A 21,330-nucleotide genomic window follows, 5' to 3' on the forward strand; every position below is an offset into this window, starting at 1 on the left:
TGAACGCGGCTGAGTGCGTCCGTCGGGTTCTCTTCGTCATCTTCCTGGTTCCTTTGTCGGCATTATCGCCGGCTCAGGCCCCGAGCGTTCCACTTATCCGACCGTCCGAATTTGCGCGCCCACTTCTTATTGCTGCTGTCCGGTTTGCTTGTACAGTTCCCGCAGTCGCGCAACGAGTTGCTCTGGTAGGGGAATGACGATGTCGCGACGCATCTTCATTTTTTCCTGGGGAATGGTCCACAAGGCAGCATCGAGGTTGACATCGCTCCATTCTGCAAAGCGAACCATGCCAGGGCGACTGGCGGTCCAGATGGTCATCCAGGCGGCAGTGCGTTGGATGAAACGGCTGGTTGATCGGTCAAGCGCCCGCAGAAAGTCAGGGAGTTCAGGTTCAAGCAGATGCGGGTAACGCTTGGACTTAGGGGCTTCCTTGGCAATAACCTTCAACTCTGAAGCGGGGTTGTACTCGCATTTGCCGCGAGCGATGGCATGGCTGAAGATCTCACGTAGCCAACCTCGCGCCTTTCTGGACACGTTTAACGCATTCCGCTTCTCAATGCGTTCCTGTACGCGGGCGCAGTCGGCGCGAGTGATCTCTGGCAAGCGTTTGTTTCCCAGCTCGGGAAGGATGTCCTTATCCAGATAGGTGCGGAATTTATTTAACGTCCCTGGCGCCCGACCAGCGTTTTCCTTGCCTTTGTACCAGAGCTCGGCCGCCGCTTTGAACGTGTCATCATCGCTCGCCTTTGATTTCTGACGGGGCTTCGGGTGAAGGCCTTGAGAAATTTGGATGAGGGCGTGAGCTCGTAGCTCGCGGGCGCGTTGCAGCGAGATGGTGGAGTACACCCCGAACGAAACGCGGGCGCGTTTGCCGGCAAGACTGTATCGGAAGTGCCAGCTCTTCGTCCCGCTGGTCGCAACGAACAGGAATAGCCCATCACCGTCATTGAGGATATAGTCGCGACTCGACGGTTTGGCCGCTTCGACTTGCTTGGCTGTCAGAGGCATGGCAGGCACCTTGGGTATTGGTACATCCGGGTAACTCGAACTTTGGATGTACCGAAAAATGTACCACTTTGGCGCTGGCTTGCCTTGGTTTTCAGTAGATGGCGTGGGAGGCAAAAAAACAAAAAAGCCCACAGTGGCGGGCTTTTTCGGGTGTTCAGAAGACCTTCTTGGAAGTCTCTGGATGCTTAAATGGTGCCCAGGAGAGGACTCGAACCTCCACGGTGTTGCCACCGCTAGGACCTGAACCTAGTGCGTCTACCAATTCCGCCACCTGGGCACGTCTTCAAGCTAGACCGCTATTTTAGCGTGACGATCAAGTTTGTCAATCCCTGCTTCAAACTTTCTCATCCGCCCGGTTGAATCGCGTAACGAAGTGCTGCTCTCGCTCACGAACCACCGTCCTGCTTATCCGACTCGACGATCTGAAACAGCCAATCGCTTTACCGGGTCTTACACAAAACCCTACACAAAAAATAGAGCCGCCAGAAGGCGGCTCTATTCTGAATCTGGTGCCCAGGAGAGGACTCGAACCTCCACAGTGTTGCCACCGCTAGGACCTGAACCTAGTGCGTCTACCAATTTCGCCACCTGGGCAGGTGATGAACAGCGAAGACCGACATTATAGCGACAGATTCAGGCCTGTCAAGCGTTTCGCCCAAGCCTTTTCGATGTCGGCTCGATGCCTCTCTTTACCCCCGCAGCGACGTCCGCGAACGGCCGCCGACGGCCCGCTTGGCATGCGGCACGGGTGTTAGAATGCCTCGCAGTAGTTCGTTGGCACGGTGCATCCAGTGTCCATACGCGCGTCGACTCAGCCTTGATCGAGCCGGACCCGGACAGCTTCCGGTGCGAGCGCAGCAGAGCAGAAGCAGCAGGTGCAATGACCGACGCAGCACACGCGCGATGCAGATGCAGTTGAGTGGCTGCACGCATGACACCAACGCCTTCCAGGCCGGACTCCATCGCCGACCGACGTCCATGCAACGAGAAAAAACCATCGACAAGCCCTTGAGCAAATTTCCGTATCCGATTCCCAGCCGCGAAGAAATCCTCGGCGTGTTGCGCACGAGTGAAACGCCGCTTGCCGCGAACGACATCGCCGAAGCGCTGTCGATCAAGCGTCAGGAGCGCGAAGGATTTTTCAAGCGTCTCGGCGCGATGGAGCGCGACGGCCAGATCCGGCTCGATCAGCGCAATCTCTATCAACTGACACATCCGTCGAACTTCGTCGCGGGCCGCGTGCAGGGTCATCGCGACGGCTACGGCTTCCTGATTCGCGACGACGGCCAGGACGATCTGTTCCTGCCCAACGGCGAGATGCAGAAGGTCATGCACAACGACCGCGTGCTTGCGCGCATCGTCGGCTATGACCGGCGCGGGCGCCCGGAAGGGCACATCGTGGAGGTCACGGACCGCGCGAACAAGCGCGTGATCGGCCGATTGCTGAACGAGAACGGCGCGCTGATCGTCGCGCCCGAAGACAAGCGCATCGGCCACGACATCCTGATCACGCAGAACGCCCGCAAGGCCAAGGTCGGCCAGGTCGTGGTGGTCGAGCTGACCGATTTCCCGAGCCGTCATTCGCAGCCGTTAGGCCGAGTGGCCGAAGTGCTCGGCGATATCGACGACCCCGGCATGGAAATCGAAATCGCGGTGCGCAAATACGGTGTGCCGCACGAGTTCGGTCAGGCCGCGCTCGACGAAGCCGCGCGTCTGCCCGACGAGGTGCGCCCGACCGATATCCGCCATCGCGTCGATCTGCGCGACGTGCCGCTTGTCACGATCGACGGCGAGGACGCGCGCGATTTCGACGACGCCGTCTATTGTGAGCCGGTCAAGGTCGGCCGTGGCGACGGCTTCCGCCTGATCGTCGCGATCGCGGACGTGTCGCATTACGTGCAGCCGCAAAGCGGGCTCGACACCGATGCGATCGAGCGCAGCACGTCGGTGTATTTCCCGCGTCGCGTGATCCCGATGCTGCCGGAGAAACTGTCGAACGGGCTGTGCTCGCTCAATCCGCAGGTCGACCGCTGCGTGCTCGTGTGCGACATGATCGTCACCGCGCGCGGCGACGTGAAGGCGTATCAGTTCTATCCCGGCGTGATGCATTCGGCCGCGCGGCTCACCTACACGGAAGTCGCCGCGGTGCTGAAAAACACCAAGGGGCCGGAGGCGACCCGCCGCGCCGCGTTGCTGCCGCAGCTGCAGAATCTGTATGGCGTCTACAAGGCGCTGTTCGCGGCGCGCCAGAAGCGCGGTGCGATCGACTTCGACACGACCGAGACGTATATCGTCTGCAACGCGCAGGGCAAGATCGAACAGATCGTGCCGCGCACCCGCAACGACGCGCACAAGCTGATCGAGGAATGCATGCTGGCCGCGAACGTGTGCGCGGCGGATTTCCTCAAGCGCAACAAGCATCCGGGTCTGTTCCGCGTGCACGCGGGTCCGAGCGCGGAAAAGCTCGAGAATCTGCGCACTTTCCTGCGCGGCATGGGCCTCACGCTCGGCGGTGGCGACACGCCGCATGCGAGCGACTACGCAGCGCTGATGGCGCAGATTCGCGACCGGCCCGACGCGTCGATGCTGCAGACGATGCTGCTGCGCTCGATGCAGCAGGCGGTCTACAGTCCCGACAACATCGGTCACTTTGGTCTCGCGTATGAGGCGTACGCGCACTTCACGAGCCCGATTCGCCGCTATCCCGACCTGCTCACGCATCGCGCGATCTACGCGATCCTGCAGGGCCGCAAGTATCAGCCGCAGCCGTCGCACGGTATCGAGCTGAATACCGCGCTGTCGCCGCGCGCCCGCGCGATGCAGCAGGCCGACGAGGAAAAACGCGGCCCGCGCGCCCGCGGGAACAACGTCGCGATCTGGGAAGAACTCGGGTTGCACTGCTCGGCGAACGAACGCCGTGCGGATGAAGCGTCACGCGATGTCGAGGCGTGGCTCAAGTGCTATTTCATGCGCGACAAGCTCGGCGAAGAGTATGGCGGCATGGTCAACGGCGTCACGTCGTTCGGCATCTTCGTGCAACTGGATTCGCTGTTCATCGAAGGTCTCGTGCATGTGACGGAACTGGGTTCGGACTATTTCCAGTACGACGAGATCAAGAACGAACTGCGCGGCGAGCGCACCGGCATTCGCTATCGGCTGTCGGATCGCGTGCGCGTGCAGGTGAGCCGCGTCGATCTCGACGCGCGCAAGATCGACTTCCGTCTCGTGCGCGATACGCCGATCAAGCCGCCGACGGCGCGCGGCGTTGCGCTCGACAAGGGCGCGGCAGCAGGCGACGGCGGTGGTCCGCGCGTGCGCGCATTGTCGGCACCGGAGCACGACGCAGTGCCGGGGCCGCGGCGCAGGAAGGCCGCACCGCCGCAAAGCGCGGCGGTCAAGGAAGCGCGCGCGGCGCGCGGCGCGGCGAAGAAGCATGGCGCGCCGGCCAAGGCGGCATCGAAGCAGGCACGCAAGAAGCGCTGACGCCATTGCCGTACCGATACCGCGCGCAGCGGGTACGTGAAGACGTGCCGGTTGCGCGCGGTCTGCGTTTTATCGGGTTGCTGTTTCAGTGCGGGCACGGCGGAGTGGCGCGGCAGGCGCTACTGCGGGAAAGCACGCACGGGTATCCGGTTTTATCTTCATCACTGCGGCGCGCATCGACGCGCGCCCAATCAAAGGTTGTTCAGTCATGGCACGTCACAAGGTTTTATACGGTTTCCACGCAGTGACCGCGCGTATCCGGCACGATGCGTCGACGGTCGAGGATGTCTACTACGACGCGACGCGCAAGGACCGGCGGATGACCGAATTCCTGCACGCTGCGAAGGAAGCCGGTGTGCGCCTGATCGCCGCCGACGAAACGCGTCTGTGGGGGCTGGCCCGCACCGAGCGCCACCAGGGCGTGGTCGCGCGCGCCGGCGATCTGCCGCTCGCGCAGAACCTCGCCGAACTGCTCGACGGCATCACCGGCTCGCCGCTGATTCTCGTGCTCGACGGCGTGACCGATCCGCACAATCTCGGCGCCTGCCTGCGGGTCGCCGACGCGGCCGGCGCGCATGCGGTGATTGCGCCGCGCGATCGCGCGGTCGGGTTGAACGCGACGGCCGCGAAGGTTGCGAGCGGCGCGGCCGATACGGTGCCGTACATCACGGTGACGAACCTGGCGCGTACGCTGCGCGAGCTGAAGGACGCGGGCGTGTGGGTCGTCGGTACCGCGGGTGAGGCGCAGAAGAGCGTCTACGAGACGGAGCTGGATGGTCCGGTGGCGATCGTGATGGGTGCCGAAGGCGAGGGCATGCGACGTCTGACGCAGGAAACCTGCGACATCGTCATGCGTATTCCGATGGCGGGGACGGTGGAGAGCCTGAACGTTTCCGTGGCGAGCGGGGTGTGTCTGTTCGAGGCGGTGCGGCAGCGGGCGGTGAGGAAGTAATTTCTGTTCGGCTTTTGTTGTTGGCCGATGGATGGCTGGTTGATGGCGCCCGGGACACCTTAGTGTTGCCGGGCGTTTTGTTGTTGGGGCTTGAGGGCTGCCTTGCGCGCGGAAGCGCTGTTTGCGATTGGTCGGCGATGCCCGAAAGTCAACTGTGTCCTGTCGACCTGTCGGGTAATTCAGATTACGCAGTGAGAATTCTCTTCAGTTCATCGAAAAAGGAACTGGTTGTGTATCCCCACAGGACGGGATTGAAATCAAATCCATATGCATCATAAAATTTTTCATCAAGTTTTTTGCCCGCTTCTGCCTTGAATTTCTCAATTTCGGCTAGCGTATCCCGGATATCTTCGGGCGAGCTGTCTCTCCTGAAGCAGGAAACGACCTCCTCCAGCGTGTCTCCCCAAAGATCCGAATCCTGATTCAGATAGCCACCGAACAATGCAAAGAATCGTGGGTAGGATGTTTCGTCAATCATTTCAGTAGATACGATGTGAGAACGTAGTAGGGCATTCCGTTGTGCTTTTCAAATTTAATGGCAACCCGGACTGTACTCGTGTATTTGAATTCTCCTGTTGCTCGGACGACTCCGTAGCCAGCTTTGTAGCCGACATCCTGATGGAGAATCAAAAGGCGCCTCGGGTTCGATTGGGCCCAGTCTCTGATTCTCGACGCATTAGACTCCATTACTCGCGATATCGCCCATTCCGCCGTCGCCAAATTCCGAAACGACGATACTACGTCTCTTTCCGACTCCAGTTGTCCTGGCATATGCCGCGATATCCAGCGATATCCAGTGCTTTCCAGGCGTGGCGCGAAGCATCACCGCATGATCCAACGCGCGCTCAAAACGGTATCCAGGCTCGCGCGAGTGCGACTCGATCTGAGGGAAACCACGACTCAATCACGGCCCATCCCGCGCCATCCGGTAAACTAACGATTTTTCACGTTTGCCCGCATCCCCATGACTCAAGACGAACTCAAGCAACTGGTCGGCCAGGCCGCCGCCGATTACGTGAACGCCAACGTGCCGCAAGGCTCGGTGATCGGCGTCGGCACGGGCTCCACCGCGAACTGCTTCATCGACGCGCTGGCCGCCAGCAAATCCCGCTATCGCGGCGCGGTGTCGAGTTCGCTCGCCACGACCGCGCGTCTGCAATCGCACGGCTTCAAGGTGCTCGACCTGAACGAGATCGACTCGCTGCCGGTGTATGTCGACGGCGCCGACGAAATCGATCACGGCGGCGCGATGATCAAGGGCGGCGGCGGCGCGCTGACGCGCGAGAAGATCGTCGCGTCGGTGTCGGAAGTGTTCGTCTGCATCGCGGACGCGAGCAAGGTGGTCGACACGCTCGGCACGTTCCCGCTGCCGATTGAAGTCGTGCCGATGGCACGCACCGCGATCGGCCGTCGCGTGACCGCGCTCGGCGGCGTGCCGGTCGTGCGCGTGACGAAAGAGGGCGTGCCGTTCATCACCGACAACGGCAACGAAATCATCGACGTGAAAGGCCTGAGCATCAGCGATCCGCGCACGCTCGAGACGCACATCAACGCATGGCCGGGCGTGGTGACGGTGGGTCTGTTTGCGGGCCGCGGCGCGAACCTGTGCCTGCTCGGCACCGACACCGGCGTGCAGACGATCACGTACGGCCAGAACTAAATAGAGGGCGTTTTTATTTGCCGCCGTTTTTCATGCGGCGGGCAGTACGTCTAGCGCAATGCGCGGTGCGGGGCCATCTTTTCTGCGGGCCCACGCACCGCGCCTTCGCGCGTCTTCGTTATCACATCCGCACCGCATGTTCCTCAACGCGCAGCCTGTCTGATCGCCTGCGTCATCCGCTGTAAATAACGCTCCACCGAAAACTCGGAACGCGCATCGCTGAGCGCTTGCGTTGCGAGTTGCGCGGCCAGTTCGGGGTCGGCGCGCAAGGTACCGATCGCGTCGGCGAGCGCGCTCGCGTCGCCCGGCTTGACGAGCCAGCCGTTGCGACGATGACGCACAATCTCCGTCACGCCGCCCGCCGCGGCAGCGATCACCGGCCGCGCCGCGGCCATCCCTTCGACGATCACGCGTCCGAACGGCTCCGGTTCCGTTGACGTATGCAGGATCACGTCCATCGCTTTCATCCACGCCGGCACGTCGTCCTGAAAGCCCGCGAAGTGCACGCGATCCGCAATGCCGAGCGCGGCCGCCTGTTCGTGCAGACGTTGTGCGTAGGCATCCTCACCAAATAGCGGCGCGCCGACCAGCACCAGATGCACGTCGGGCAAACGGGCCAGTGCGTCGAGCGCGACGTGCTGTCCCTTCCACGGCGCGAGCCGGCCGAACAGACCGGCGAGCCATGCATCGCGCGGCAAACCGAGCCGCGCGCGCAACGCGGCCACATCGCGGCCATCCACGCGATCGAACGCGCGCGCATCGATGCCGTTGTAGATGACGGGCACCGAATCGGCATCGATGCCAGTCAGCGCCGCGAGCGAACGCGCCGACGCCTGCGAATTCACTACCACGTGATCGACCGCCAGTCGCACGAGCCATTTGACAATGCTTAACTGTATTCGCCCGAAATGCTCGCGCGTAAGGATGTCATGCTGATACCAGATCACCGGCCGACGATGCAGCGGTTTGCCGAGCGCGCCGAGCACCAGCGCTTTTTGCGTATTGAGGAACAGCACGTCGAATTGTCGTGCGCGCGCGGCGATCGCGCGTACCTGGCGGAAAAGGCCTGGCACTACGCGCAGGCAGTTCAGCATCGATGCCTGCCGCATGACACCGGACACGCGCGCGTCGCTGATCACCTGCACGCGGGCGCCGAGCGCTTCGAGACGCGCGCGGAACGGGCCATCGGCGAGCAGCACGACTTCGCTGCGCGCGGTGCAATGTCCGGCGAGTTGCAGCAACGCGAATTCGGCGCCGCCGAGCTGGCCGCTCTGATCGACGAACAGCACGCTGGGCATGGCGGCGGCGTGAGTGGCAGGCGTTGTTGCGGAGGGGGTGCCCGGATCGGTCAGCGTGGACTGCACCAGCGAGGCGGCGAGAGGTGAAGCGTCGAGCGTAGGGCGCATAGGAAAGCGAAGTAATCAAGGCCGTGAGTTCGCGGCGGCGAACGAATACTCCGCATTATTCGCGTACTGTCGCGCGTCGAATGTGGGCACGCGCACGCACAGCGAGGAATGGGGCACATACACTGCTGCTAAGCCGTTGTGGCGTTTTATGACAGGTAGGAAGCAATATGAAAGTGGCGATCGTGCACGATTGGCTCGTCGCACCCGGCGGCGCCGAGAAGGTGCTCGAGCAGATCATCGAATGTTTCCCCGACGCCGATATTTTCAGCCTCGTCGACTTCCTCGAGGATCGCAGGCCGTTGGGTGGCAAGCCGGTCACCACGTCATTCATTCAACGTCTGCCGTTGGCGCGCAAGCGCTATCGCGCGTATCTGCCCTTGATGCCGCTCGCGGTCGAGCAGTTCGACCTGTCGAGCTACGACCTGATCATCACGAGTTCCTATGCGGTTGCAAAGGGCGTGCTGGTCGGTCCCGATCAGACGCACGTCAGCTACGTGCATTCGCCGATGCGCTATGCGTGGGATCTGCAGCATCAGTATCTGCGCGAAGCGAATCTGCTGAGCGGACCGAAGTCGTGGGCCGCGCGCGTGATGCTTCACTATCTGCGTAGCTGGGATGCGCATTCGGCGAACGGCGTCGATCGTCTGATCGCGAATTCGCAATTCGTCGCGCGGCGTGTGATGAAAACCTATCGCCGCGATGCGGTGGTGATTCCGCCGCCCGTCGACGTGACCGAATTCGAACTGCGCACCGACAAAGAGGATTTCTATCTGACCGCGTCGCGCATGGTGCCGTACAAGCGTATCGACCTGATCGTGGAGGCGTTCAACGCGACGCCGCATCGCAAGCTGGTCGTGATCGGCGACGGTCCGCAGATGGCATCGATTCGCGCCAAGGCCGGCCCGAACGTGTCGATTCTCGGCTATCAACCGTTCGATGTACTCAAGGATTATCTGCAACGCGCGCGCGCGTTCGTGTTCGCGGCCGAAGAGGATTTCGGCATCGTGCCGCTCGAAGCGCAGGCATGCGGCACACCGGTGATTGCATTTGGCAAGGGCGGCGCGCTGGAAACGGTGGTGCCGGTTGGCGAGGCGCATCCCACCGGAGTTTTTTTCGCGCAACAAACGGTCGTTTCGATGCTCGACGCGATCGATCGCTTCGAGCGACTCGGCGTGTACATCACGCCGACGGCCTGCCGCGCGAATGCCGAGCGGTTTTCGGCGGCGGTGTTCCGGCGCGCGTTCATGGCCGAGGTCACCCGCACGATCTCGGCCGAGGGGCTGCGCGAGCGCACCGAGACGGTGGCGCGGGGCGAGCACGATCTCGCCACTCTCGCCACCCAGGAGCTCGGCTGGTCGGGCGATGCGACGCCGAACGGCGGTTGGGGGCATTGAGGCCGGTGTCGGCGCGATGTTTCAGAAACACACAAAGTTTTCGTAGGAGAACCAGGAGTCTCATGTTGATGCAGTGACTTCGCAACGCGTAGTAACGAGCCGTGCGGGCCAACGCGTCCGGCGGCTATTGGTGTCGGTGCGTCCGGTTGGGCCGGGCTCTGGAGCGGGTATCACGCGTGATGCGTGCTCCACATGCAAGGCCGGCCGCGGCGGATCCTCGCCAGCTAGGCAGGGTTGGACTTCCTGAACAGCATCGGGGTGCGCTCCACGCGCAATTGACGTGACATTTGACGGGCACCGCATGCCTCGAGTGCCTATCACGACCTGAAGCAGACGTTCGCCGGTATGGACGCTGGACCGTCTCGCCGCCATTCTTGCGGTGGGGCAGCGCAGCGTGCAACGGCGATTCACTATAACGGGCAGCCGTCATCCGGGCGCCGCCGATGGGCGTCTGACGCGGACGGTTTTTGGACGAGGATGAATTTAAACCCATGAATGCCGATCGCCTTCCGGGACCGTTTCCCGACATCTCCGCAACCTGGGCCGCGCTGCGGGACCAGTTGCCGATTACACCGATTCGCACCGAAGAGGATTATCAGCAGATGGTGCGCGTCGCCAATTCGCTGTCCGATCATCTGAGCGGCAAGGAGCAGGATCCACTCGTCGATCTGCATACGATCGTGGCGGAGCTGGTCGGTCACTGGCAGGCGCGCCACGTGACGCTGCCGCAGACCGAGCCGCGCGAAGTGCTGCGGCATCTGCTGGCCACGCATGGGCTCAAGCAGAAGGATCTGGCCGGCATCGCGTCGCCGACCGTGGTGAGCGATATCCTCGCGGGACGTCGCGCGATCAGCAAGAAGGTCGCGAAAGCGCTCGCGGTGCGATTCCAGACCGACGTCAGCGCGTTTCTGTGAGGATGGGGCGGCACGGCGAAGCGGCGAAATCCGCGTATTACGGCGTGATTCGTCGCGCCTGCCCGCGCCCGGTCATGCCTGTTCCTGTTTGATCATGGTCGAGCGCGCCTGACCTCGATCGATCGCGCCTGACGACGACATTAACGCCAATGCCGGCGGCTCCTGAACGAGCCGCCGGCATTGGCGTTTGCATTTGAACCGGCTGGAGCCGGCTTGAACCGATTGGAACCGCATCGAGCAACATCGAGCGGCACCGAACGTCGGCACCGCTCGATGCGAGATTAGCGCGGCGCGTGAATATCCGGCGGATCGCCCGCCGAATACGTGTACGCGTACGCATAGTCATAGGTGCCCTGGCGGTTGTGACTCTTCGCCGGCATCGCATTCATCACGCCACCGATCACGCGTGCCCGCGCGCGCCGCAACTTCTTCAGCGCATCGGCGACATGAGTCTCGGTATGCGCGCCCGCGCGAATTACGAGCACCGTCGAGCCGGCCAGATTGGCGATCACCGCGGCGTCGGCGACCGCGAGCAGCGGCGGCGTATCGACGATCACGAGATCGAACTCCTGCTCGAGACGCGCGAGGATTTCGGCGAAGCGCGGCGAGGTCAGAATCTCCGACGGATTCGGCGGATAAGCGCCCGACGCGATGAAGTGCAGACCGTTCACGCCGGTCGTGCGCGCGGCGGCTTCGAGGTCGGCCTGACCCGTCAGCAGCTCGCTCAGACCGCCGTTCGGCGAACGGCCGAGATATTGCGCGAGCCGGCCGCGGCGCAGATCGGCGTCGATCAACAGCACGCGCTTGCCCGATTCGGCGATCAGCGTCGCGAGATTCGCGCACAGAAAGCTCTTGCCGTCCGAGGGCGCCGGACTCGTGATCGCGACGATCCGGTTCGGCGCGTCGAGCAGGCCGAACTGCAGATTCGCGCGCAGGCTGCGCAAACCTTCGACGGTGGTGTCGTACGGATGCGTTTTCACCAGCAGCGAGCGCATCGGCGTCTTGCCCGACGCGATCACGGTCTGCGTGCCGACCGGGACGGTATGGCGCGTGGGCCAGTTGGTCGTGGCGCTGGCGGCGGAGCGCGGGCGCAGCAGGTTTGCGAGACCGGCGAGCGGATCTTTCAGCGCGGCGAGGCGACCCGCCGGCCCGGCGGGCACTTCGGTCGGCCTCGAGCGCGGCGCCGGCAACGCGGCCGCGCGTAGCGTGCTCAGTTGACGGTCGCTACGTGCCTGTTCCGGGCTGAACGTGATCGAGCTGAAGATCGGCAACTGGAAGCGTCGTTCGACGAACTCCGGGTCGCTCACGCCAGTGAGGAACTTGTGGCGGCAGAACGCGAACGCGATGCCGGCGAGAACCCCCAGCATCGTGCCCGCGCCGATGATCAGCGCGGACTTTGGCCGGATCGGCTGCGACGGCACCAGCGCCTCGTCGATGATGTGCACGTTGCCGACCGTGCCCGCGCGCGAAATCGACAGCTCCTGGATTTTGTTGAGCAGCGCGACGTAAATTTCGTCGGCGACCTTCGCATCGCGCTGCAATGCCAGCGCATTACGTTCGGAACTCGGCAGCGTGGTGAAGTGATCCTCGAAGCGCGCTTTTTCACGCGACATCGCCGCGATCTGCGCGTCGACCTGCTGCACCTCGGGCGCCTGCTCGGTGAAACGCTGCAGCAGTTGCGAGCGCTGGATACGCAGCGCCGCGATCTGCTTTTCGTAATCGAGGCCACCTTGCAGATACACGCCCGCTTCCTGGGTCGGCTGGAACGAGCCGGCCTTGGCCTGGTACTCGGACAACGCGGTTTCGGCGTGCTTCACCTCGTCGCGCAGATGCGGCAATTCGCTATTCAGAAACTCAAGCATATGGCTCGCTTCTTCCTGCGCGCGTTCGGTACGCTGCTTCAGATACGACGCTGCGACCGCATTGGCGATGTCGGTGATCGCGCGCGGATTGGTGCCCGTATACGACAGTTGCACGACGCCGGTTTCGTGGCCCTTTTCCGACACCTGCAAACTGTTCGCGAGCGACGACACCGCGTCGAGCTGGTTATGGCGCGTCACGTAGAACTCGGTGCCCGGCCGCGCGACCAACGTTTTCACCCGCAACGTAATGCCGTTGCCGCGCGCTTCGACGCCGGCCACGCCGGTCAGCAGCAGCGTGCCGCTACCGTCGCGCAGTTCGAAACTGCCGCCGTCGAGTGCCCGCAAAGTCAGGCGCGCGCCTTCGAGCGTTTTCGGCACGCTGATCGATTCGACCTCGAACTGCTCGCCGCCCCACGCATACGAGCGCATGCCGAACAGCGCGCGCAGTGGATGACCCGGCCGCGCGAACGGCGCGGTGAGATGGCCGAGCACCGGCAGGGTCCGCGCGCCCGTGCTGAAGTTCAGGCCGAACTGGTCGACCACCGGCTCGACCACTGTGCGGCTGCGGATGATCTCGATCTCCGCGTCGGTGTGCGTCGGATCGCTCGACGGCAACAGCGAGAACGACTTCGTGTTGTTCTGGCCGCCGCTGTTGCTGGTGTCGACCTGCAACAGCGCGTCGGCGGAATAGACCGGCGTGGCGACTTTCGCGTAGATCACCGCCGCGACGATCACGCTCGCCGCGATGCCGATCACCCAGCCGATCTGTCCGACGACGATGCGCAGCAGGTCGCGCATCACCGCATCGTCTTCGCTGTTGCCGGGCGCAGGGCCGTAGTCCTGCATGTCATACGTACTCATGGTGATACTCCGTCGCGGGAAGCGATTTATCTGGACATTTGCACCGTGTAGAACAACGACTGCAGGGTCGGCGTGATCTGTTCGAGCGCACGGTTGAAGCGCGCGGAACTCGACACCTGCACATACACCACGTCCTTCGGCTGCAGATCGAACTTGGTCATCAGCATCAGCGCGTCGACCTGGGTCATGTCGAGCTGATAGACGTCGGGCGTCAAGGTCTTGTCGGCGCCGCGCACCACGTAGACGAAGCGCGGGTCGCCGGTCTTGACGTCGAGGCTGCCCGCGCCGGTCAGCGCGTCGGCGAGCGTCAGGCGGCCGCGGTTCATCGGCAGAGAAGTCGGCTTGTTCACTTCGCCGAGCACGAACACGCGGCTATTCGAGCGGTCCGGCACGTCGATGATGTCGCCGTCCTGGAGCAGGACGTTCTGCTGCGGATTGCCGGTTTCGAGCAGCGACGCGATGTCGACCGTATAGCGCCGGCCGTTGCGGGTCACGCCGACGTTCTGCAGATCGGCGTCGGGCAGTGCGCCGCCCGCGCGGTTGATCGCGTCGAGCACGGTGAGCGGCGAGTCGGTGATCGCTTCCGACGAAGGCGTGCGCAGATTGCCGGTCACCTGCACCGACTGGCTGTTGAAGCCCGACACGCGCACGTCGAGTTGAGGATTGCGAACCGTGCGCGACAGGCTGTGCGTCAGCGCTTCCTGCACCTGCTGCATGCTCTTGCCAACCACCTTGATGCGGCCTACGCGCGGAAAGAAAATCGTGCCGTTGCTGGCGACGCGCACCGTGAGACCGCCTTCGCCGCTACCCGTCGAGATCGGCGCCGACGCGAGCGGTGTCGCGCCCTGCGTCTGCGACGGGCCTGGCGACGGCGTGATCGCCGTCGGCAGCGGCGGCAGACTCGTAATCCCCGTGCCGCCGGTCAGCTCCGGATGATCCCAGACGATGATCGTCAACTGGTCGCCGATGCCGACGCGGTATTCGTACCCGGCGCGCGTTTTCGGCGTCAGGCACGACAACGGACAGACGGACGGCACCGCCGCCGCGCGTTCCTTGCGGAAATAGTCGACGTCGATCATGTGCACCGGAAACTTCTCCGCGGTCTGCTCGGGCGGCGCCGGCGGTGCGAGTCGGTTGGTGTCCAGATACGGTCCGGGCGCCAGCGAGCAGGCGCAAAGCGATACGGCCGCGAGGGCCGCGGCCATTGTTTTGATAGTCATGTAACGGTCCTTCAGAAAGCGGTCCGGCGATCCTTTGACAACAGACCTTAGCGCACCGCTTCCTGCCAAGCTCCGCGCATTGCGCGTAAACCGACTCGCCATTTATGCAGCGAGAGTGCGAGTCCGCCGCGCTCGAATGCCAGCGACAACGCGCGCAGGAACCCCGGGTCCGCGCGATCGCCGATCAGCGTCGAGTACACGACGAACGCCCATCGGCCTGGCGGCGTCAGGTGTTCGCACATGATGAGTCGAAGATTGAACGACGCGTTGTAGAACGCCGTGTCGTTGAACGAGAAGCGCTGGTCTTCGTCGCTGCGGGCGGCGGGGAAGTGCTCGACGAGCAGCGCCGGATCGTAGACGAGGGTCCAGCCGCGGCGCCGCAGATCGAGACTGAACGCCATCTCGCAGTGGACCTGCGCGCCGGTGCCGCGCAGCCGCGGGTCGAAACGCAGCGAGCCGATCGCGTCGCGGCGAAACGCCATGTTCACGCCCTTGAGCACCTGCACTTCGCGCGCGGCGCCGTGACCGATGTGATGATTGCCGATCGTGCGGCCGTACCAGCGCACCAGGCCCACGTGCGGCTTGCGGCCTTCGAGGATGCCGCCGCGCTCGTGCACGATGTCGCGCCCGCCGATGCCGCCGAGCTTCGGATTGCTCCGGAAGCTCTTCGCGATCCGCGCGATCCAGTCGCTATGTGGAGCGGCGTCGTCGTCGGTGAAGCAGAGCACGTCGCCGCTCGCGCTTTCGATGCCGAGGTTGTACGCGGCCACGACGCCGGGCTTGCGCACGAGCACGACGCAGCGTCGCGGATCGGGCTGGGTCGCTTCGCGCGTGCGCAGCCAGTCGAGCGTTGCGTAGTCGTCGTGACGCACGATCACGACTACCTCGTCGGCGCGGCGCTGCTGCGCGTCGAGCGCGGCGAGGCAGCGGGCCAGATCGGCGGTGCGCCGGTAGGTCGGCACGATCACCGAGACTTTCAGATGCGATTCCTGTATTGGCATGGTCAGAAGGCGTTACGGCCGACGAAGCCCTTGAAGATCGTGATGAAAACGATCTTCATGTCGAACCAGAACGACCAGTTATGGATATAGAAGAGATCGAACTTGACGCGCGCTTCCATCTTTTCGACCTTGGTGGTCGCGCCGCGATAGCCGTTAACCTGGGCCCAACCCGTGATGCCGGGCTTGATGCGATAGCGGTGCATGTAGCCGTATACCTGGTCCTTGTACAGATCGTCGTGTTCGATCGCGTGCGGACGCGGGCCGACCACCGACATCTGCCCGAGCAGCACGTTCAGGAATTGCGGCAGCTCGTCGAGGCTGGTGCGGCGCAGGAAACCGCCGAGCTTCGTCACGCGCGCATCGTTGCGCGTCGCCTGGGTGATCTGGCCGTGCGCTTCCTGATGCACGGTCATCGAACGGAACTTGTAGATGCCGAACGGCCGGCCGTCGACGCCCTTGCGGATCTGGCGAAAGAACACCGGTCCCGGCGAGGTCAGCTTGATGGCGAGCGCGAGCGCGATGAACACGGGTGACAGCGCGAGCAGCACGAGCGCGGCGAACAGGCGGTCGAACATCAGCTTCGGCCACATCTGCGGCGGCGTGAAGGGCGTCGCGCTCAGATTGAGCGTGGGCAGCCCGACCACATCGACGATCGTGTGATTGAAGAGCGACAGGCTGCGCACATCGGGAATGAAGCGCAGATTGACGAAGTCGTCGCGAAACGCGCGCGTGAAGCGATAGATCGTGCGCTCTTCGGAGAGCGGCAACGCGAGCCACACTTCGTTCACCTGTTCGTCGCGCACCTTGGCGGCGAACGCCTTCAGATCGGTCAGCACCGGCAGGCGGGTCAGCCGCGCACCGTACGCATCGTGGCCTTCCACGCTGGTGTCGAATACGCACACCGGTTTGAAGCCGGCGTCCGTCGCGTGTTCGAGATGGGCGAGCAAGGTGCGCGCAAAGCCTGGCGCGCCGACAATCGCAACCGTGCGCGCATTGATGCCGCGGCGGCGCAGCGAGCGCAACACCAGATGCATGACGCAGCGCGCGGCAATGATTAGCGCGCCCGAAATCAGCGTCGAATAGCCGAACCACAGGCGCGACACCGTATCCATCCGATGCAGCGTGAACGCCAGCACGAGCGCGGTCGCGACCACCGTCAGCCACGCGGCCGCGATTCTCGCGAGCACGGGCCCGAGTGCCTTGCCGCGCCAGGTCTCATAGACACCGAAACCCGGAAACAGCAGCAGCACGAGCACGCAGTTGAACGCGATCAGAAGTCGCTGGGTATCGGATAGCGCGATCGGTGTCGAGAAACGCATCCAATGGGCGAGCAGCCCGCCCGCAATCACGAAGAGTGCGTCGAGACATCGCGCAGTATTCCTGAACATATCTGAATCAATCCCGGTAATCGGACGAGGCAACGCGAACGCCGCGGCGCAGACGATGCCGCGCGGACAACGCAACGCTAGCGATGCAACGAAAAGGCGAGCTTATTCGACGGTCTCGGCCTGGTGCAGGCGCGGCAGCAGACGATCGAATTCGCGCTTGACGAGCCCGTAGCATTCGCAGGCGCGCGCTTCGAGACCCTTGCGGTCGAGTACCTTGATGTGGCCGCGGCTGTGATGGATCAGGCCTTCGTCGTGCAGCTTGCCGGCCGCTTCGGTGATGCCTTCGCGGCGCACGCCGAGCATGTCGGCGATCAGCTGTTGCGTGACCGTCAGGTCGTTCGACGCGACGCGGTCGACTTCGATCAGCAGCCAGCGGCACAGCTGCTTGTTGAGCGCGTGGTGACGATTGCAGGCAGCGGTCTGCGCGACCTGGGTGAGGAGGGCGTGCATATACAGCAGCATCAGGCGACGCAGGAAGTCGGAGCGTGCGAACTGCTGCTTGAGTGCCTGCGCGCTCATGCGATACGCGAAGCCCGCGCATTGCACCTGCACGCGGTTCGGCATGGTTTCGCCACCGGTGAGCACCGGCACGCCGGTCATGCCTTCACGGCCGACCGCGGCGATCTCGACGGAGCTGCCGTCTTCCATCGTCGACAGCATCGAGATGATCGCGGTGGTCGGGAAGTACACGTGATGAATGCGTTGACCGGAGTCGCACAGCAACTGCTCGGTGCGCAGATGGACCAGTTCGAGGTGGGGAGCCAGCGCCTGCCATTCGTGCGACGGCAACGCGCCTAGCAGATGGTTACCGTGCAGATCGGATTGAAGTGTCAACATGATCGGTCCTCGCGTGAAAGCCGCGCGTTGCGCGTCTTTCAGATTCTTTGATCCGATGCCCGCATCCTCATGACATGCTGCCTGGCAAGCAGCGAGGAAGATCGGGATCGGCCCCGTTTTGGCCTGTGCTCCGCCGCCCTTGTTGTTGCTCCGGTCGCGGTGGCACTGTGTCGCGGTTATCTAATAGCGAGGACCGTGCCAACGTTAGGGAAAACGAGTGCTGATGCGGTGCGGCGGATGTTGTACCGCTTCAGGACGTGGCTAAAAGCGGCTTTTTGTTTCAAATCTGCACACCCGCCCGCAGCGGGCAATGCATCGGATGAAAGCTTTGCGTTTAACCGAATCCCTTGATATGACGGGCATTGCGCCGCAAAACAGGGGGCTGTCGAAGCTGTCTCAGAATTGAACTTCGCGCCGTATGCACGTTTTGATGCCTTCTTCGTTAGGTGCCGGAAATGATTCAGAAGTGTTAAACCCATTGCGTGCGCCGTCGCACCGAGGCCCCTTACGGGGCGTCGATGGAGCGGAAAAAGTCAGATGGGAGCCAACACTGATTTAACAGAACAGACAGTTAAATTCGCGTAACGCGAGCTTCGATGCGATTCGCGTGGATGCGACTAGCGCGGAATAACCCTAACCGTAGAAGATGGCGGATGTCGCATTGATCGCGTGCACTTCGCCGGCCGGTGCGGCGAATGTTTCATCCGCTTTAAAGCGCGGGTTGGATGCGGGCGCAACCAATTCGCCTATGGCGAAGCCAGGTGCGAGCGGAATCAGCGGCACCACGCAGGCCTGGTTCGGCGCGAGATGAAACCAGTCGCGCGCGGCCCGATAGTGTGGATCGACGATGTGCACGAAGCGCGCGAAGCGCTTCGTCTCGATCGCGAGCTGCCAGCCGTACGGCGTGCCGTCCGCCGCGTGGCGCGGCTCGACGCTAATCGTCATACCGAGATCATGACGCTCCTGCAGACGCGGTTCGGGCAGATGGAACGCTTCGGAAACGATGGCGCCGCTCGCCGCGTCGCGCAGCGTCGCGATCGTGACATCGTGGGGACGTGGCCCGAAGCGGTATGCGTGGGTGAAGTCGAAGAACTGGCCGAGACACTCGGCCGCGCTCAGGCAGGCCATGCTGCGCGGTGCGAGTTCGACCGCGCGGCGCGCCGACATGACCTTGACGCTGCCGTCGCGCAGACAGACCAGTTCCAGCTCGCCGCAAAACGTTTGCGCACGTTCGTTGATCAGATGAATGTCGAGACCGTTGAGGCCTTCGTCGGTGAACGTGACCTGGAGCGGCTGCAACGCGTGCGCGAGGCCGTGCAGCGCGCTCTTGGGCCGTCCGGTCGCATCGATCAGGCCCCAGCCCGCGCCGGCGCGCAGATCCTGCAACTGCCATACGAGGCCGCCGCCGCACGTCGAGCCCGCGCGCCGCCATTCGGCGAACACGGTGCCCATCAGTTCGGCGACCACCGCGCGCGACAGCGCCAGGTAGCGCGCCGGGTCTTCGTAGCGCAGCCGCGCGGGCTCGATGCCGTAAAGCGTCTGCAAATAATGGTCGCGCACGTCGTCGAAATCCCAGCCCGCGCCGGGGTCGCGCGGCACGGCGGCTTTCCAGCGCGGATCGTGCGTGTGGATCGTGCCGAGCACGTCGTGCAGCGTCGCGTCGTCGGGGATGTTGGCAAACGCCAGACATTCGGCCGCGAAACGCACGCGCGCGCGACGCGCATCGTCGAGTGGGCGCTGATAGGCGCCGACGCCGTAGTAGTGCGTGATGCCTTCGTTAGTCGAAAACGGCCATACGCCACCCGAGGGCGAGTTGCTCACGTAGGGCACGTCCGCGCGTTCGCGCGCGACGAGCGCGGGCAGTAATTCGGTGAAGAGCGGCTGGACACGCTTCGCCTCGGACAGGCCGAACATCGCCGCCTGCTGCTCGACTTCGCTGCCGCCGCACAGCACGGCAAGCGACGCAAAACGCCGCGTACGCGCGAGAAACTGACTCGCCTCGCTTTCGATCAGCGTGCTGAAGGCAGCGTCAATCGGGTAGTCGAAATTCGCCAACGCGAAGTCCTGCCAGATCAGCAGGCCGTATTCGTCGGCGAGTGCATAAAACAGATCGGATTCGTACAACATCGTGCCGCCGACGCGCAGCATGTTCATGCCGGCCGCGCGCGCGAGTTCGAACGCGTTGCGCAATTGCGCTTCGGTGCCGGTGAGCGTGACGAGGTCGGCGCTGGTCCAGCAGGCGCCGCGGCAGAACACCGGCACATCGTTCACGCGCAATGCGAAGCCGAGACCATCCTCGCCGCGCTCCACTTCGATACGACGAAAACCGATCGAACCCAATGCATGAGCGCTTACGCGGCCGTCTTCGAGCTGCAACGTGAGAGGATATAAAGCGGGCTCGCCATGCGTATGCGGCCACCAGCGCTGCGCATCCGGCACGCGCACTTCACCGCTCAACGTGTGCGCATCGTCCCAGCGCAGCGACGCGAGGTGATCGCCGCATGAAAATGTCGCGCGGCAGGCGGTGGCGTCATGGGGATGCACGAAACGTAACGTCAACGAAACAACCCCATCTTCATGCTCGAGCCGACTGGTCAGATCAATCGTGTCGAACGCGTGCGGCGCGTCGCCGAGCAGCTCGATCGGACGCCAGGGACCGGCCGGCTGGATCGGCGGACACCAGCCCGGCATGTGGCCGAGCAGCGTAGTACGAACATTGCGCAACGTCGGCGGCGACACGAGCCGTGGGCGCCAGCGCGCACGCGAGCGTTTTGCCGCCAACGCTGGCGTCAGAAAGCGAAAACACAGCGCGAGCGTCGCGTGGCCATTCAGTTCGATGTCCAGATCATGGGCAACGAACATCGATTCGGAGTCGAGTCGTTTGACGCCGTCGAGCCACACTTCGGCGAGTGTCGCGAGGCCATGAAAGCGCAGACGTCGACGACCGGTGCCGGTCAACGTGAGCCGATACCAGTGATCGTCGAATGCGAATGGAGGCGGGTGATCGAAGTCGAGCAGACCGGCGGCGCGACGGGCGCCGGCGACTGTGCCGGGCACCTGGGCGGGGAGCCAGCCTTGCGCGGGCAAGTCGGCGGGCGATGCATACGCATGCGGCGGCGTGCTCAGACATTGCCAGCCGGTGTCGAGTCGTTGCGGCCACAACGAAAGCGAAAGCGCCAAGGCGTCGTTCGTTTCGGCCGATGCGTCCGGCGTGCCCCCTGAAGCTACTTCGCTGATCGCGGGCGCTGCGAGCGGGCGGTCGGCGCCGCCTTCGTCAGCCGCCGGATCGAGTGTCGATACATCCACGGCAAATTCCCGGAAATACCGCGCGGCGTGAGCCGCGC

Annotated in this window: 15 protein-coding genes and 2 tRNA genes; 5 read left to right on the top strand and 12 right to left on the bottom strand. The window is 63.5% G+C overall.

What is annotated here, in order from left to right; genetic code table 11:
* Positions 1 to 126: 126 nt before the first annotated feature.
* From HHL14_RS24000 to HHL14_RS24010, 3 genes are all read right to left on the bottom strand, one after another.
* Positions 127 to 1,008 (bottom strand): tyrosine-type recombinase/integrase, encoded by an 882-nt coding sequence (locus tag HHL14_RS24000; RefSeq protein WP_169500081.1) that lies wholly within the window; start codon positions 1,006 to 1,008, stop codon positions 127 to 129.
* A gap of 190 nt (positions 1,009 to 1,198) precedes the next feature.
* Positions 1,199 to 1,285, bottom strand: a tRNA-Leu gene (locus HHL14_RS24005).
* Positions 1,286 to 1,515: 230 nt separating this feature from the next.
* Positions 1,516 to 1,602: transfer RNA gene (locus HHL14_RS24010), tRNA-Leu, on the bottom strand.
* A gap of 384 nt (positions 1,603 to 1,986) precedes the next feature.
* Between HHL14_RS24010 and rnr the strand changes: the two genes are divergently transcribed.
* Together rnr and rlmB are read left to right on the top strand one after the other, a co-directional pair.
* A complete protein-coding gene (gene rnr / locus HHL14_RS24015; protein ID WP_169500082.1) occupies positions 1,987 to 4,491 on the top strand; it encodes a ribonuclease R in 2,505 nt (834 codons plus the stop codon).
* Positions 4,492 to 4,699: 208 nt separating this feature from the next.
* Positions 4,700 to 5,443, top strand: a complete 744-nt coding sequence (gene rlmB / locus HHL14_RS24020) for a 23S rRNA (guanosine(2251)-2'-O)-methyltransferase RlmB (protein WP_169500083.1) — start codon at positions 4,700 to 4,702, stop codon at positions 5,441 to 5,443.
* 184 nt (positions 5,444 to 5,627) lie between these two features.
* Here the strand turns inward: rlmB and HHL14_RS24025 are convergent, their stop codons facing one another.
* Positions 5,628 to 5,921, bottom strand: coding sequence for a contact-dependent growth inhibition system immunity protein (locus tag HHL14_RS24025; RefSeq protein WP_169500084.1), 294 nt, complete (start codon positions 5,919 to 5,921; stop codon positions 5,628 to 5,630).
* Positions 5,918 to 6,214 carry an RNase A-like domain-containing protein gene (locus tag HHL14_RS24030; protein WP_169500085.1) on the bottom strand — a complete coding sequence of 99 codons (297 nt, stop codon included), beginning with the start codon at positions 6,212 to 6,214 and terminating at the stop codon, positions 5,918 to 5,920. Before HHL14_RS24030 ends, HHL14_RS24025 begins: the two co-directional genes overlap by 4 nt.
* A 193-nt stretch (positions 6,215 to 6,407) precedes the next feature.
* On the opposite strand from HHL14_RS24030, the gene rpiA reads away from it, so the two are divergent.
* The gene (rpiA, locus tag HHL14_RS24035; protein WP_169500086.1) at positions 6,408 to 7,103 is read left to right on the top strand and encodes a ribose-5-phosphate isomerase RpiA; all 696 of its coding nucleotides are present in this window, start codon (positions 6,408 to 6,410) and stop codon (positions 7,101 to 7,103) included.
* A 143-nt stretch (positions 7,104 to 7,246) separates the two neighbouring features.
* Here the strand turns inward: rpiA and HHL14_RS24040 are convergent, their stop codons facing one another.
* Positions 7,247 to 8,509 (bottom strand): glycosyltransferase, encoded by a 1,263-nt coding sequence (locus HHL14_RS24040; RefSeq protein ID WP_169500087.1) that lies wholly within the window; start codon positions 8,507 to 8,509, stop codon positions 7,247 to 7,249.
* A 167-nt stretch (positions 8,510 to 8,676) separates the two neighbouring features.
* Here HHL14_RS24040 and HHL14_RS24045 point away from each other — a divergent pair, with 167 nt between their 5' ends.
* Both HHL14_RS24045 and HHL14_RS24050 read left to right on the top strand, forming a co-directional pair.
* On the top strand, positions 8,677 to 9,903 hold the full coding sequence (locus HHL14_RS24045) for a glycosyltransferase family 4 protein (protein WP_230413172.1): 1,227 nt from the start codon (positions 8,677 to 8,679) through the stop codon (positions 9,901 to 9,903).
* 491 nt (positions 9,904 to 10,394) lie between these two features.
* Positions 10,395 to 10,817 (top strand): helix-turn-helix domain-containing protein, encoded by a 423-nt coding sequence (locus HHL14_RS24050; protein ID WP_169500088.1) that lies wholly within the window; start codon positions 10,395 to 10,397, stop codon positions 10,815 to 10,817.
* Positions 10,818 to 11,098: 281 nt separating this feature from the next.
* Here HHL14_RS24050 and HHL14_RS24055 read toward each other — a convergent pair whose 3' ends face one another.
* The 6 genes from HHL14_RS24055 to HHL14_RS24080 all read right to left on the bottom strand — a co-directional run bounded on the left by HHL14_RS24055 (position 11,099) and on the right by HHL14_RS24080 (position 21,292).
* Positions 11,099 to 13,540 carry a polysaccharide biosynthesis tyrosine autokinase gene (locus tag HHL14_RS24055; RefSeq protein WP_169500089.1) on the bottom strand — a complete coding sequence of 814 codons (2,442 nt, stop codon included), beginning with the start codon at positions 13,538 to 13,540 and terminating at the stop codon, positions 11,099 to 11,101.
* A gap of 26 nt (positions 13,541 to 13,566) precedes the next feature.
* The gene (locus tag HHL14_RS24060) at positions 13,567 to 14,760 is read right to left on the bottom strand and encodes a polysaccharide biosynthesis/export family protein (RefSeq protein ID WP_169500090.1); all 1,194 of its coding nucleotides are present in this window, start codon (positions 14,758 to 14,760) and stop codon (positions 13,567 to 13,569) included.
* Between the two features lie 47 nt (positions 14,761 to 14,807).
* Entirely contained in the window at positions 14,808 to 15,761 is a 954-nt protein-coding gene (locus tag HHL14_RS24065) for a glycosyltransferase family 2 protein (protein WP_169500091.1), read from the bottom strand.
* Positions 15,762 to 15,763: 2 nt separating this feature from the next.
* Positions 15,764 to 17,149, bottom strand: coding sequence for an undecaprenyl-phosphate glucose phosphotransferase (locus tag HHL14_RS24070; protein WP_169500092.1), 1,386 nt, complete (start codon positions 17,147 to 17,149; stop codon positions 15,764 to 15,766).
* Positions 17,150 to 17,251: 102 nt separating this feature from the next.
* Positions 17,252 to 17,986, bottom strand: coding sequence for a Crp/Fnr family transcriptional regulator (locus HHL14_RS24075; RefSeq protein ID WP_169500093.1), 735 nt, complete (start codon positions 17,984 to 17,986; stop codon positions 17,252 to 17,254).
* Positions 17,987 to 18,619: 633 nt separating this feature from the next.
* On the bottom strand, positions 18,620 to 21,292 hold the full coding sequence (locus HHL14_RS24080; RefSeq protein WP_169500094.1) for a glycosyl hydrolase 2 galactose-binding domain-containing protein: 2,673 nt from the start codon (positions 21,290 to 21,292) through the stop codon (positions 18,620 to 18,622).
* Positions 21,293 to 21,330 lie beyond the last annotated feature (38 nt).

It is taken from the genome of Paraburkholderia antibiotica (assembly GCF_012927125.1).
GTDB lineage: Bacteria > Pseudomonadota > Gammaproteobacteria > Burkholderiales > Burkholderiaceae > Paraburkholderia > Paraburkholderia antibiotica.